General features: G+C 69.9%; 11 protein-coding genes. 4 read left to right on the forward strand and 7 right to left on the reverse strand.

From position 1 onward, the window contains the following. Window positions 1–46: 46 nt before the first annotated feature. On the forward strand, window positions 47–316 hold the full coding sequence (locus QC180_RS20205) for a helix-turn-helix domain-containing protein (RefSeq protein ID WP_278264333.1): 270 nt from the start codon (window positions 47–49) through the stop codon (window positions 314–316). 27 nt (window positions 317–343) lie between these two features. On the opposite strand, the gene QC180_RS20210 is transcribed toward QC180_RS20205, so the two are convergent. The 4 genes from QC180_RS20210 to QC180_RS20225 all read right to left on the reverse strand — a co-directional run bounded on the left by QC180_RS20210 (window position 344) and on the right by QC180_RS20225 (window position 3,030). Then, on the reverse strand, window positions 344–1,303 hold the full coding sequence (locus QC180_RS20210) for an MvdC/MvdD family ATP grasp protein (protein WP_278264334.1): 960 nt from the start codon (window positions 1,301–1,303) through the stop codon (window positions 344–346). A gap of 13 nt (window positions 1,304–1,316) precedes the next feature. Then, the gene (locus QC180_RS20215; protein ID WP_278264335.1) at window positions 1,317–1,736 is read right to left on the reverse strand and encodes a hypothetical protein; all 420 of its coding nucleotides are present in this window, start codon (window positions 1,734–1,736) and stop codon (window positions 1,317–1,319) included. Between the two features lie 288 nt (window positions 1,737–2,024). After that, the gene (locus QC180_RS20220; RefSeq protein WP_278264336.1) at window positions 2,025–2,444 is read right to left on the reverse strand and encodes an acyl-CoA thioesterase; all 420 of its coding nucleotides are present in this window, start codon (window positions 2,442–2,444) and stop codon (window positions 2,025–2,027) included. Between the two features lie 91 nt (window positions 2,445–2,535). Further along, a complete protein-coding gene (locus QC180_RS20225; protein WP_278264337.1) occupies window positions 2,536–3,030 on the reverse strand; it encodes a cupin domain-containing protein in 495 nt (164 codons plus the stop codon). A gap of 66 nt (window positions 3,031–3,096) precedes the next feature. Between QC180_RS20225 and QC180_RS20230 the strand changes: the two genes are divergently transcribed. Then, complete coding sequence (locus tag QC180_RS20230) at window positions 3,097–3,597, forward strand: MarR family winged helix-turn-helix transcriptional regulator (RefSeq protein WP_278264338.1); 501 nt, start codon at window positions 3,097–3,099, stop codon at window positions 3,595–3,597. Between the two features lie 16 nt (window positions 3,598–3,613). Here the strand turns inward: QC180_RS20230 and QC180_RS20235 are convergent, their stop codons facing one another. From QC180_RS20235 to acnA, 3 genes are all read right to left on the reverse strand, one after another. After that, window positions 3,614–6,637: a WD40 repeat domain-containing serine/threonine protein kinase gene (locus tag QC180_RS20235; protein WP_278264339.1), complete on the reverse strand. Its 3,024-nt coding sequence runs from the start codon at window positions 6,635–6,637 to the stop codon at window positions 3,614–3,616. Between the two features lie 38 nt (window positions 6,638–6,675). Further along, window positions 6,676–7,242, reverse strand: coding sequence for a TetR/AcrR family transcriptional regulator (locus QC180_RS20240; RefSeq protein WP_278264340.1), 567 nt, complete (start codon window positions 7,240–7,242; stop codon window positions 6,676–6,678). Between the two features lie 133 nt (window positions 7,243–7,375). Then, complete coding sequence (gene acnA / locus QC180_RS20245) at window positions 7,376–10,189, reverse strand: aconitate hydratase AcnA (protein WP_474646496.1); 2,814 nt, start codon at window positions 10,187–10,189, stop codon at window positions 7,376–7,378. Window positions 10,190–10,469: 280 nt separating this feature from the next. On the opposite strand from acnA, the gene QC180_RS20250 reads away from it, so the two are divergent. Both QC180_RS20250 and QC180_RS20255 read left to right on the forward strand, forming a co-directional pair. Then, a complete protein-coding gene (locus QC180_RS20250; RefSeq protein WP_278264342.1) occupies window positions 10,470–11,024 on the forward strand; it encodes an Rv1476 family membrane protein in 555 nt (184 codons plus the stop codon). A 325-nt stretch (window positions 11,025–11,349) separates the two neighbouring features. Continuing rightward, window positions 11,350–12,714 carry an NlpC/P60 family protein gene (locus QC180_RS20255; protein WP_278264343.1) on the forward strand — a complete coding sequence of 455 codons (1,365 nt, stop codon included), beginning with the start codon at window positions 11,350–11,352 and terminating at the stop codon, window positions 12,712–12,714. The last annotated feature ends 4 nt before the right edge of the window (window positions 12,715–12,718 follow it).

Here is a 12,718-nt window from a genome sequence, read left to right on the forward strand (position 1 = left end):
GGAGTGTCTAGCCTGGAATGAGCTGCTCGGCGACTCGGAGGAAGCCATGAGCGACAGTGCGAGACAGGCCGCAAGGTCGGCCAAGGGAAAGACCGTAGGCAAGGCCGCGCTGGGAAAGGGCACCCGGGTGACGGGCAAGTCCCGTGACCGGTTGCAGTCCCAGCTGAAGAAGCAGTACGAGGCGGGAGCGAGCATCCGTTCCCTGGCCAGGGCCACCGGCCGCTCGTACGGCTTCATCCACAATGTGCTCGTCGAGTCACATGTCGAACTGCGCGGCCGTGGCGGGGCCAACCGCCGCAAGAATCCGGCCGACTGAGTTTGTGGCGGCTGGCGCCGCGGGTTCTCACCAGCCGGGCACGGCGCCGTCGCCGTGGACCAGCAGGTTCGCCAGGCTGGCGAACAGCGGTAGCCCGGTCTTGATCTCCAGGTAGGCGAACTGTCCCTGGGGGTTGACCTCGAGGAAGTAGTACTCGCCGTCGGCACCCAGGCGCAGATCGACCACGCCGAAGCTGAGCCCGAGCGCGCCCATCAGGGTCGCGAGGGACTTGCTGATCGCGGCGGGCAGGCGTTCGTGCGCGAAGGCGACCGAGGTGTCGAGCCGCGAGTCGACCCGGCCGACCCCCGCCTGCGAGTCGATGCGCACGGCCCACTCGATGCCGTCGACCCACACCACCCGCAGATCGGCCTCGGCTTCCACATAGTCCTGGAAGGTGGTCGGGGTCGAGCGGATCGAGGCGAGCCGTTTCAGCTCGGGGCGGGTGATGATCCGGGTCTCGGAGAATTCGCCGCGACCGGTCCCGGTGCGCTTGTACACCACGGGGCCACACCGGGATTCGACGAAACTGCGGGCCTCGTCGGGATCGTTGGTGATCAGCGTCTCCGGGATGGTGAACCCGGCCCGCTGCGCCGTCTCTAGCTGCACGATCTTGCGGGCCGCCGTGCGTTCGGCGGCCGGATCGTTGACCCAGTAGGCCGGGATGGACCACAGCATGCCCTGGAGGAATCCGTCGCATTCGGCCTGGCGGAACTCGTCGTCGGCCGCGCGCACACCCTGGGGCACCCGACACGGATGCGGCCTGCGCCACCACACCGCGCGCACGTCGTCGAGCCCGTGGACGTGCGACATCGCGCGGTTGGTGCCCGCCTTGTCGAGCCGGAAACTGCCTGTCTCGGTGGGGAAGTCGCGCAGATCCAGCCGCAGGGGATCGAGCCGATGCTGGTCGCGCAGGGTGGCCGCGAGCGCGTCGGCATGCAGGTCGTCGGTTTCGGAGACGATGAGCACGGCATCGGTCGCGCGTTCCATGGCCCGTGCCGCTTCAGTCGAGACTGTCGCAGTTGATGCCGTCACGGAAGGTGAACGTGGCGCCGCCGACGCCTCCGCGTTCGGCGATCCGCAGCCCGGTGGCCCAGCGGCGGGTGTCGCGGGTCAGCGACTCGTCACCGAGGGCCTCGGACGGATCGGTGGCCAGGGTGATGGGCCGCTCGACGAGTTCCACGCGCATCCGGCGGGTGAAATCGGCGGTGGCGCCGGGCCGGATGTCCACGCGCACCTCCCGCGCGCCCGCCTCGGCGCGATCCTCGATGAGCCGCAGGACATCCCGGCGATCGAAGGTCCAGGTGCCGCCCTCGACGCGGACGGAGATGTCGCGCTCGGACTCGGCCACCAGTAGTCCGCGCAGGGCGGGGCCCCGGTCCCGGGGCGACGCGGTAGCGGGGTGGTGGACGGCGTCGGTCATGGGTGTTCGCTCCGATCTTGTCGTCTGCTCGCAATTTGCCAGAACCCCCGAAGGTGCTTCGGATCATAGCGCGAACGTGACCGCCGCCGAGCCGGTTCGCCAGATTTGCGGAGCGCCGGGCAAACCGCCGAGCGGCGCGTGATCCCCTTGCGGGAAGAGAATTTCGGGCAACCAGGACACCGATCCGCCCGTCACCTCGGCAATTGATCAGCAAACGAAAACGGCGACGGCGCGACGGGAGTCGCCGGGCAATTGCCCGGCGACTCCCGTCGCGCCGTCGCCGGTGTTCTACAGACCGAGCAGTTCGGGGTGCTCGGCCAGGCCCTGGAAGTGTTGTCCCGGGTTCGGGACCAGCTTGCGGGTGGTGAGGTCCATGGCCCCGGCCACCACGGTGATCTCCGCGGCCACGGTGCCGTCGAGCTTGACGATGCGGTGGTGGAAGCGGAACACCTTCTCGCCCTCGCGCCACTCGGCCTCGCAGCTGACCGTCACCTCGTCGCCGCCGCGCAGCTCGCGCCTGTACTTGATGGTCGACTCCAGCACCACCGCGCCGATGCCGCTGGCCAGGAACTTGTCCTGCGGGATGCCCGCCGCGCGCAGCAGCTCCCAGCGGGCGTGCTCGCCGTACTGGTGGTAGACGGCGTGGTTGAGGTGGCCCTGGGTGTCGAGCTCGTAGCCGCGGACGAGGACCGGTACGGAGAACGTCATACGGTGTACAACCGCCGACTTCGCCGCCGATGTTCCCGATCGCGGTGCAATCTCGGACACATCGGTGTCGCGGCGGGCATGACGGGCGCGGTCAGCGGCGCTGGGCGTTGCGCTCGGCCCACCAGGCGGGCGCGTCGATGAAGTGATTGTCGAATTCCTCCTGGGCGGCGACGAATTCGTCGTGCCCGGCCTCGCCGCGCAACAGTCGGTCGAGCAGCCGGAAGTACTCGAACCGCTGCACGCCCGGCATGAGCGCGATGAGGATGCGCGCGCCACTGTCGGGCGTGGCGCCGAAGGCGTGCGGCATGTGTCGGGGCACGACCAGCGAGCCGCCCGCGCCGACGGTGAGGATCCGGTCGCCCGCCATGACCTGGAGTTCGCCGTCGGCGACGTAGAACAGCTCGTCGGACCGGGTGTGGTAGTGCGGTGCGGCGCCGTCGGCGCCCTGGGTCATGGTGACCTCGAGGGTGCTCACGGTGCCGTCGCTGGCGTTCGCGTCGGTGAGCAGGCGCATCCGGACGGCGTCGGTGCCCAGGGTCTCGGCGTCCTCGGGCTGGCAGAGGGCGATCTCGCGGGTGTTCGTCATGACCAATTCCGTTCGTCGGTTGATAATTCGCTACCGAACTATATCGCGTCGAATAGAATCTTGTCCATGGATGAACCGATTCCGGATGCGGTGGACGTGATCGTCGGCCAGTGGCGGCGCGAGCGGCCCGACCTCGACCTCGACGCGATGGCCGTGTTCGGCAGGCTGGGCCGATTGCTCACGGTGGCGACCGCGCGCATCGAAGCGGTGTTCTCCGATCACGGCCTGCAGCGCGGCGAGTTCGATGTGCTCGCGGCACTGCGCCGTTCGGGCGCGCCGTGCGAGCTCAACCCCTCGGTCCTTGCCGACACGCTGATGCTCTCGCGCGCCGGGATGACCGGCCGGATCGATCGGCTCGAGACCGCCGGGCTGGTGCGCCGGATCGCCGACCGGGTCGATCGCCGGGCCGTGCGCGTGGCACTCACCGAGGCGGGCCGGGACCTGGTCGACACCGTCGTGGTGGCGCACACCGAGAACGAGACGGCCATGCTGTCGGTCCTCGCCCCCGCCGACCGCGCGGCCCTGGACCGCATCGCACGAGAACTCCTGCGGGAGTGGGAAACCTGATCGCGCCGACGGCGGATCAGTCCCAGACCAGTTCCCAGACGGTGACCGCGGTGGGTTCCCGGGTGATCGCGGTGCGCCCGTCGGCGGACAGCTGGATCTCGGCCAGGCCGGTGAAGGAACGGTAGGTGTCGTCGGACAGTTCGCCGGTGGACAGGTCGAACAGTTTCAGTCCACTGCGGTACACGAGTGCGAAGGTGCCATCCGCCGCGAGCGCGGCCGCGCCGACCGGACCGGGCGGCAGGGCCGGACCGCTCTGCCGGTCGTCCGGGTACCAGACGCGCTGGGAGCCGTCGTGTCCGGTGAGCAAGGAGGTGCGCCCGTCCGCGCTGACCTGCACCCGGTCCACGCCATCCACGCCGACAGAGTGTGATCGCCCGTCCGCTGACGTCCTGATCAGCTGACCGTTCGGGTCGACATCGAGCCGGGACCCGTCGGGCAGCAGGGCCGCCGGGACGGCAGGCGGCTCGTCGGCCGGGGTCGTCTCCCCGGTGATGGTGTCGATCCACCACCAGCCCGGGGTGGTGACCCCGTCGAAGTCCCGGGGCGCGAGCACCGCGACCCGGGTGCCGTCGGCGGTGAGGTGGACCCGTTCGCACGACCGGATGCCCAGCGGCCGGGGCCACAGCGCCCGGAATTCCCCGCGTCGGTGGCCGAGGACCTCGCGCCGCAACCGGACCAGGGCGGGGTGCCGCTGCGCGGTCGGCAGCTGGTCGGCCGCGCGCAGGCAGGCGCGTGCCTCGGGCAGTTTCCCGGCGGCGAAGAACTGCCTGGTCAGGTCGACGGCGGCGCGCACGGCGCGTTGCCGGTGCCGCCACCCCGGCGGTGGCAGCAGCAGGGGTGCCTCGACGCGCCGGGAGACGTAGAAGGTGCGCACCGTGCCGTCCTGTGTAGCGACCACGACCTTCGTCTCCCGGTCGGCCAGGACGGCGTGGGTCACCGGCGGGCCCGCGGTGGCCAGGGTGCGCAGAACCCGGCCGGTGGACATCTCCGCGAGGAACACCGCGCCCGTAGCCGTGCCGACCACCGCCAGCGCGCCGTCGGCACTCGTCGCGACGATCGGCGATGCCGGATCGGTTCCGGCGGAACGCGGTGGCATCGCGGGCGCGTCCGAGCGAAGGTGGACACCTCCGTCGGCGTCGAGGCGTCCGATGGGTGCGCCGAACCGTTCGGTGGACGCCGTGCCGTGGACCTGGCGGTGATGGGCCGTGGTCAGCAGGCGCTGGGCCATCGGATCGTGGGGCAGCTGCCAGGGGAGCAGGTCGAGGTGCCTGCGCGACCCGCCGCCGTCACACCGTTCCAGTGCGACCGCGCCGAGGAACAGCTCGTACACCGGGTCGAGCGGGTCCGAGCGCTGCGCGTCCAGCACACCCGCCCGCATCTCGAGGTCGGTGATCGTGCCGGTCCTCCAGTCCAGCCGGAGGCGATGGTAGATCGCGTAGGGGTGGGTGGGGTCCTGCTCGACCGCGGCGGTCAGCAGCGTGCGGGCGGTACCGAGCTCGCCGAGCTCCAGCCACGACAGCGCCTCGTTGACCACGGCCTCGACCGGACGCCGTGCGGGCGCGGCCGGGCGCCCGCGCGGATAGTCCGCACCGAAGAGCCTGCGGTGGGCGGTGATCAGCCGGTCGGCGACGGCGTTCATGTCGTGCGGCCGAGAGGCGTAGGGCCGCAGGCACTGTGCGAGCACCTCGGCGATCTCCGGCGGCAGCGGGGGGACATCCGGTGCGGGACGCGGTGCCGGGCCGGTGCCGTCGACGAGTTGGTCCAGCAGGCGCGGCGCCTCGGTCCCGAGCATCGAGGGGCGGTGCCCGTGGAACATCGCCAGGACCGTCGCCGCCCACGACCACACATCGGTGGCCCGGTCGAGCAGCTGCCGGGTACCGGTGGACCAGGCGTGCTGCTCGGGCGAGCAGAAGGCGGGGGTGTACCCGGCGTATCCGGCGGCCACCGTCCCGGCCAGATCCACCGCCCGGCGCAGGGCCTCGACCTGCCGGGGCGCGCCCACCGTCCACGCCCTGGCCAGGCCGATATCGGTGATCTTGGCGAGTGTGCGGCCGTCGAGCTCGGGCGCGAGCAGGATATTGCCCGGCTTGACGTCCTGGTGCACGAGACCGCACCGGTGTACGTGATCGAGCCCCCACGCGCTCTGGATCGCGATGTCGAGAATCCGGGCGAGCGCGGTCGCGATGCCCTGCGCGTAGAGCGAGCGATCCTCGATCGCGTCGGCGAGACTGCCGCCGGGAACCCACTCGGCCAGCACCCGCGGCAGCCCGCGATACCGCGACACGTAGCGGCAGGCCACGACATTCGGGTGCTCGCCGAGTTCGAGCCAGGCACGCGCCTCCGCCTCGAACATGGGCAGCACCGACGGGTCGGCGAAATGCTCCCCGCGCGGCGCCTTGACCGCGAGATCGACGCCCCAATCACGGTGGTGGACCCGGTAGACCACACCCATGCCGCCCGCGGTGATGATCGCGGTGACCTCGTAGCGCTCGTCGACCACCTCACCCAGCGCCCACTCGTCACCCGGCACCGCCGCCGCCTCTCTTGCGGCGACGACATCGGTGCCGAGCTCGCGCAGGAACGTGCCGACGGTGCCGTCGGGGTGGTCGAGCAGGCTCAGGAACAGGTGGACGGCACGGGGATCGGGCGCGCCGTCGCCGCCCGTGGCGCGGGGGTCGGCCGCGGCCAGCTCGTGCATCCGGCCCAGGACCAGGGTGGCCTGCGTGTGCGGACGCAGGCGCGGTTCGTCCTCGTGGCACGGTGCGGAGTGATCGGCCCGCCAGGTCGCCGCGGCTGTCTCGGCGGCGCGGTCGGGATCGATCCCCGCGCGCCACACCATGGCACGGAGTTCGCCGAGTTCCTCGGCCAGTTCGCCGCGGCGCGCGTCGTGGCGGTCCGCGGCGGGCAGGCTCAGCGCGTCCCGGCGGCACGCCTGCACCAGTGCCAGCAGCAGAATCCAGGAGGTCCAGTAGGTGCGCATGCCCAGATCACGGGCGGCTCGACGGGTGAGATCGAGGACGAATTCGCGGCTGACCGACACCCCTCACCCTAACCGGAAGGGTTGCGGCGGTGCGGTTCTCAGTCGCGGCGGCGGACCGAGGCCTCGACCAGGTCCAGGACGGCGGAGAGATTGTCGTCGGTGTGGCCGGACGCGATGCGCGCGATCAGGCCGTCCAAGACCAGGTCCAGGTAGCCGAGCAGCACATCGGTAGGCACGTCGTCACGTAGCGCGCCCGCGGCCTTGCGCCGCTCGAGACGCGCCAGGGTGGCGGCGGTCAGTTCGGCCGAACGCTGGGTCCAACCCGCCCGGAAATCGGGATCGGTACGCACCCGGCGGGCGATCTCGAGCCGCGTACCGAGCCAGTTGAATTCCTCGGGGCGGGCGAGCATATCGCGCATGACCTGCACGATGCCCTGATTGGCCGCGACCTCGGCCATGCGCTCGGCGTCGTCCTTGGCCAGGGCGAAGAACAGCGCGTCCTTGTCGCGGAAGTGGTGGAAGATGGCGCCGCGCGAGAGGCCGATGGCCTCTTCCAGACGGCGCACGGTGGCGCCGTCGTAGCCGTATTCGGCGAAGCAGCGCCGTGCGCCGTCGAGGATCTGGCTGCGGCGGGCGGCGAGGTGGTCGTCGCTGACCTTGGGCATGAGTCCTCCAACGGGAATACACGGACCCCCGCCCCGGAATCACCGAGACGGGGGCTCTCGCAAGAAGGGCATCCACGACGGATGCCCGTGCGGTGCAGCATCATTCGATACTGCACCACCGGGATGCGCGGTGTCAGCCGCGGATCATGTTGCGCAGCACGTACTGCAGGATGCCGCCGTTGCGGTAGTAGTCGGCCTCACCGGGGGTGTCGATGCGCACGACCGCGTCGAACTCCACCTTCGAGCCGTCTTCCTTGGTGGCGGTGACCTTCAGGGTCTTCGGGGTGACACCCTCGTTGAGCTGGGTGATGCCCACGATGTCGAAGGTCTCGGTGCCGTCGAGGCCCAGCGAGGCCGCCGACTGACCGGCCGGGAACTGCAGCGGGACGACGCCCATGCCGATGAGGTTGGAGCGGTGGATGCGCTCGAACGACTCGGTGATGACGGCCTTCACGCCCAGCAGGCTGGTGCCCTTGGCGGCCCAGTCACGCGAGGAGCCCGAACCGTACTCCTTGCCACCGAGCACGACCAGCGGGATGCCCGCGGCCTGGTAGTTCTGCGAGGCGTCGTAGATGAACGCCTGCGGGCCACCGTCCTGGGTGAAGTCGCGGGTGTAACCACCCGAGACGTCGTCGAGCAGCTGGTTGCGCAGCCGGATGTTGGCGAAGGTGCCACGGATCATCACCTCGTGGTTACCGCGCCGCGAGCCCAGCGAGTTGTAGTCCTTGCGGGCCACACCGTGCGAGTCGAGATACTGCGCGGCCGGGGTGCCCGGCTTGATCGGACCGGCCGGGGAGATGTGGTCGGTGGTGACCGAGTCGCCCAGCAGCGCCAGCACGCGGGCACCGGTGATGTCGGCGACCGGCGAGGGCTCCATCTGCATGCCGTCGAAGTACGGCGCCTTGCGCACGTAGGTCGAGTTCTCGTCCCACGCGAAGGTGTCACCCTCGGGGGTGGCCAGACCCTGCCAGCGCTCGTCACCGTCGAACACGGTGGCGTAGGACTTCTTGAACATCTCCTGGTTGATCGCCGACTTGATGGTGTCGTCGATCTCCTGCGGGGACGGCCAGATGTCCTTGAGGAACACGTCGTTGCCGTCGGTGTCCTGACCCAGGGCGTCGGCCTCGAAGTCGAAGTCCATGGTGCCCGCGAGCGCGTAGGCGATGACCAGCGGCGGGGAGGCCAGGTAGTTCATCTTCACGTCGGGGGAGATACGACCCTCGAAGTTGCGGTTACCCGAGAGCACGGCGGTGACCGAGAGGTCGTTGTCGTTGATCGCGGCCGAGATCTCTTCGGGCAGCGGGCCGGTGTTACCGATGCAGGTGGTGCAGCCGTAGCCACCCACGTAGAAGCCCAGCTTCTCCAGGTACGGCCACAGACCGGCCTTCTCGTAGTAGTCCGAGACGACCTGCGAGCCCGGCGCCATGTTGGTCTTGACCCACGGCTTGGTGGACAGGCCCTTCTCCACCGCGTTGCGCGCCAGCAGGGCCGCGCCCAGCATGACCGACGGGTTGGAGGTGTTGGTGCAGGAGGTGATGCCCGCGACCACGACGGCGCCGTGATCGAGCACGAAGTCACCGCGCTCGGCGGAGCGCACCGTGACCGGCTTGGACGGACGGCCCTCGGCGCCGTTGGCGGCCGAGTGGGCCGGGATGTAGGTGTCGTCGGCGGCACCGGCCGAGACAGAGACCGGATCCGAGGCCGGGAAGGTCTCCTCGACGCCCTCGTCCAGCACGGTGAGACCGGCCGAGTCGACGTAGTTGACGATGTCGGAGCGGAACGCCGACTTCGACTCGCTGAGCAGGATGCGGTCCTGCGGACGCTTCGGACCCGCGATGGACGGCACCACGGTGCCCAGGTCCAGCTCGAGGTACTCGGAGTAGGCGGGCTCGTGCTCGGGGTCGTGCCACAGGCCCTGTTCCTTGGCGTAGGCCTCGACCAGCGCGAGCTGCTCGTCGGACCGGCCGGTCAGGCGCAGGTAGTTCACGGTCTCGGCGTCGATCGGGAAGATCGCGGCGGTGGAACCGAACTCGGGGCTCATGTTGCCCAGGGTGGCGCGGTTCGCGAGGGGGACCTCGGCCACACCCTTGCCGTAGAACTCGACGAACTTGCCGACCACGCCGTGCTTGCGCAGCATGTCGGTGACGGTGAGCACCACGTCGGTGGCGGTGACGCCGGGCTTGATCTCACCGGTCAGCTTGAAGCCGACCACGCGCGGGATCAGCATGGAGACCGGCTGGCCCAGCATCGCGGCCTCGGCCTCGATGCCACCCACGCCCCAGCCCAGCACGCCCAGGCCGTTGACCATGGTGGTGTGCGAGTCGGTGCCGACGCAGGTGTCGGGGTAGGCCTGGCCGTTGCGGACCATGACGGTGGGCGCCAGGTACTCGATGTTGACCTGGTGGACGATGCCCATGCCCGGGGGGACGACCTTGAAGTCGTCGAAGGCGCCCTGGCCCCAGCGCAGGAACTGGTAGCGCTCGCCGTTGCGCTCGTACTCGAGCTCGACGTTGCGCTCCAGCGCGTCGGCGCGGCCGAAGACGTCCAGGATGACCGAGTGGTCGATGACCATGTCTGCGGGCGAGAGCGGGTTGACCTTGCTCGGGTCGCCGCCGAGGGCGGTGACGGCCTCACGCATGGTGGCGAGGTCGACCACACAGGGCACGCCGGTGAAGTCCTGCATGATCACGCGCGCGGGGGTGAACTGGATCTCCACGTTCGGCTGCGCCGACGGGTCCCAGTTCGCGATCTCGCGGATGTGGTCGGCGGTGATGTTGGCACCGTCCTCGGTGCGCAGCAGGTTCTCCGCCAGCACCTTCAGGGCGTAGGGCAGCTTCTCGGTGCCGGGGACGGCCGAGAGACGGAAGATCTCGTAGGAGTTGCTTCCGACCTCGAGCGTGCCCTTGGCGCCGAAGGTATCAATCTTCGTCACGTCAGCTCCACTCATGTGTGAGGGTGTGCCGTCGGCGGGGCTGTGCCGACGGCTCGCGTCTTCGGAGGGAATCCGGCGCCGTGAGCGTCGGTTTCCTCGCGGTACGAGCCTAACAGTACGCTTGTCCTATGAAATACGCGGGGGCGGTTGTGAGTGCCGTGCGAGCATGTTCGACCCTGGAGTCGCGTACTGTGCCTGTCGAGCGAGTCGGGGACAGACAGCAGTGACGCTCACCCTGCAGTGTTGGACGCCCGTCGCACGCCAGGCGACCGAGGCTCGACAGACCGGATGGAAGATGACCTTCTACACCTTTGCGCCGATGGCCGCGGAACTGCCGCCGAACATTGTGCCGAGCAGTGTCGAATCCGATCTCGCCGACAATCACGTCGCCGCCCCCAAGGGCAAGGACCAGGAGGAACTCGCGGCGATCGTCGCCGCGGCGCGATCCGAGGGGATCCCGCTCAGCGTCGTCGTCGTTCCCGGTAATCCCGGCCACGACTCGAGCCTACGTGACCTGGCCACCCAGATCGGCGAGAGCACCCAGGGAACCGTCGCGGTCTTCAGCGACGACTGGATCGGCACCTACAGCGACAGCATCAGCCGGGTCCGGCTGGAGTGGGCCGAGGACGCGGCCAAGTACCGCGGCAACCATCCCGAGGAGGCCGTGCAGGCCTTCGTCGGCCGCCTGGAGCAGCCCGAGGGCACGTCCTGGGGCGTGATCACCGCCGTCCTGCTGACCCTGACCGCCCTGGCGATCGCCGGGCTGTACTTCGTGAAGGTCCGGCGCGGCCCGGACACCGAGGACCGGACGTTGTCGGCGCCGCCCGTCGATGCGGGATCTGCCAGTTAACTGGTTTCTCTTCAGTCACATACCCAGACCATTGGTCTGTTTATCGCGGGAGAAGCCTGTCCTTTGACAGGCTAACTTCGGGCTATCCGCGAATTACGCCCGTGTCGTTCTGGTGCGGATGTTTCCTTTGTGAACTATGTGTCGTACGGTTGCGGTGTTCGCGTGAGGTAAAGCAGTGGTACAGGGGGCATTGGTCGACTTCTGTGGTCGGTGGGTGGACTGATGCGCCGGTGACGTGTGTCGAGTCGAGTTACTCGGAGGAGCCGTGCGCGCTGCGGGCAGACGGGAAGATCCAGGTCTCTTACGAATAGCGATCGGTTTGCTGATGGCGCTGGCCGTGCTCGCCGGTGCCGGACCGGTCGCGGCGGTGCCCCCGCCCCCCGCCAACCCCTCCGACGGTGAGATCGCCGGGGCGGGCGCCGATGTCGACGCGCGGGTCGGCGAGATCGGTGATCTCATCAACCGGGTCGCCGCCGCCGACCAGCAGCTGCGGGCCCTCGACGACGTGCTCGCCGCCAAGCGCGAGGCCGTCAACCAGGCGCTGGTCGACCTGCAGAGCGCCCGCGACGCCGCCGACGCGGCCGCGGCCGCCGTCGCCGACTCACAGACCCAGCTCACCGACGCGGGCGCGAAGGTCGACGTGGCGCGCGGCGAGTTCGACCAGGTCGCCACCCAGGCGTATGTGCGACCGTCGAGCAGCGCGGTGGTCACCTACCTGTCCTCGGCCACCCCCGACGCCGCCATGGACCGGGCGCAGGTGCTGGCCATGGTGTCGAAGAATCAGCGCCAGGTGCTCGACGACCTGCGCCGCGCCCAGATCGCCCAGGCCAACCAGAACTCCACCGCGCGTCAGGCCAAGGCCGACGCCGACGCCGCGGCCGGTGCCGCCGAGGCCAAGCGGAACGCCGCCCAGACGGCGATGACCGTCGCCAAGACCGAATACGACACCCAGGCCGTGGCCCGCGACGACCTCCAGCGCGACCGCGCCGCCGCCCAGACCGCCCTCGACGCCGCCCGCGCCACGGTGGCGGGCTTGCAGAGTCAGCGCGAGGTGTTCCTGGCCTGGGACGACCAGCGCAAGGCCGAGATCACCGCGCTGCTGGCCGCCGCCAACGCCGCCGCGGCCCGCGCCGCCGCCGATCAGGCCGCCCGCGACCGCGCCGCCCAACTCGGCGAGGGGCAGCGCCCGCATACCCAGCTCGAATCCACCCCCGCCTCGCCCCGCAAGACCAAACCGCGCCCGACCCAGCCCCAGATCGGTGGTTCGGCCGCGGTCGAGACCGTGATCGACCGGGCGATGTCGCAGCTGGGCGTGCAGTACGCCTGGGGCGGCGGCGACGAGGACGGGCCCACCCTCGGCATCCGCGACGGTGGCACCGCCGACGCGCACGGCGACTACAACAAGGTCGGCTTCGACTGCTCGGGACTGATGCTCTACGCCTTCGCGGGCATCGGCGTCTCGCTGCCGCACTACAGCGGCTACCAGTACAACGCGGGCACCCGCGTCGATGTCGACGACCGCGAGCGTGGGGACATGCTGTTCTGGGGTCCGGGCGGCAGCGCCCACGTCGCCCTCTATCTGGGCAACGGCAAGATGATCGAGGCGCCCGAATCCGGTGACGTCGTGAAGATCTCGCCGGTCCGCGAGGACGGCATCATGCCCTACGCGGTCCGCGTCGTCACCGGATAGCGCC

It is taken from the genome of Nocardia anocheti, assembly GCF_029675105.1.
Lineage (GTDB): Bacteria > Actinomycetota > Actinomycetes > Mycobacteriales > Mycobacteriaceae > Nocardia.

What these genes read in the sequence shown, in the direction of transcription:
- QC180_RS20240 (WP_278264340.1), bottom strand. Translation starts at nt 7,242, where the DNA reads ATGCCCAAGGTCAGCGACGACCACCTCGCCGCCCGCCGCAGCCAGATC.
- QC180_RS20205 (WP_278264333.1), top strand. Translation starts at nt 47, where the DNA reads ATGAGCGACAGTGCGAGACAGGCCGCAAGGTCGGCCAAGGGAAAGACC.
- QC180_RS20220 (WP_278264336.1), bottom strand. Translation starts at nt 2,444, where the DNA reads ATGACGTTCTCCGTACCGGTCCTCGTCCGCGGCTACGAGCTCGACACC.
- QC180_RS20250 (WP_278264342.1), top strand. Translation starts at nt 10,470, where the DNA reads ATGACCTTCTACACCTTTGCGCCGATGGCCGCGGAACTGCCGCCGAAC.
- QC180_RS20215 (WP_278264335.1), bottom strand. Translation starts at nt 1,736, where the DNA reads ATGACCGACGCCGTCCACCACCCCGCTACCGCGTCGCCCCGGGACCGG.
- QC180_RS20210 (WP_278264334.1), bottom strand. Translation starts at nt 1,303, where the DNA reads ATGGAACGCGCGACCGATGCCGTGCTCATCGTCTCCGAAACCGACGAC.
- QC180_RS20255 (WP_278264343.1), top strand. Translation starts at nt 11,350, where the DNA reads ATGGCGCTGGCCGTGCTCGCCGGTGCCGGACCGGTCGCGGCGGTGCCC.
- QC180_RS20230 (WP_278264338.1), top strand. Translation starts at nt 3,097, where the DNA reads ATGGATGAACCGATTCCGGATGCGGTGGACGTGATCGTCGGCCAGTGG.
- acnA (WP_474646496.1), bottom strand. Translation starts at nt 10,189, where the DNA reads ATGAGTGGAGCTGACGTGACGAAGATTGATACCTTCGGCGCCAAGGGC.
- QC180_RS20225 (WP_278264337.1), bottom strand. Translation starts at nt 3,030, where the DNA reads ATGACGAACACCCGCGAGATCGCCCTCTGCCAGCCCGAGGACGCCGAG.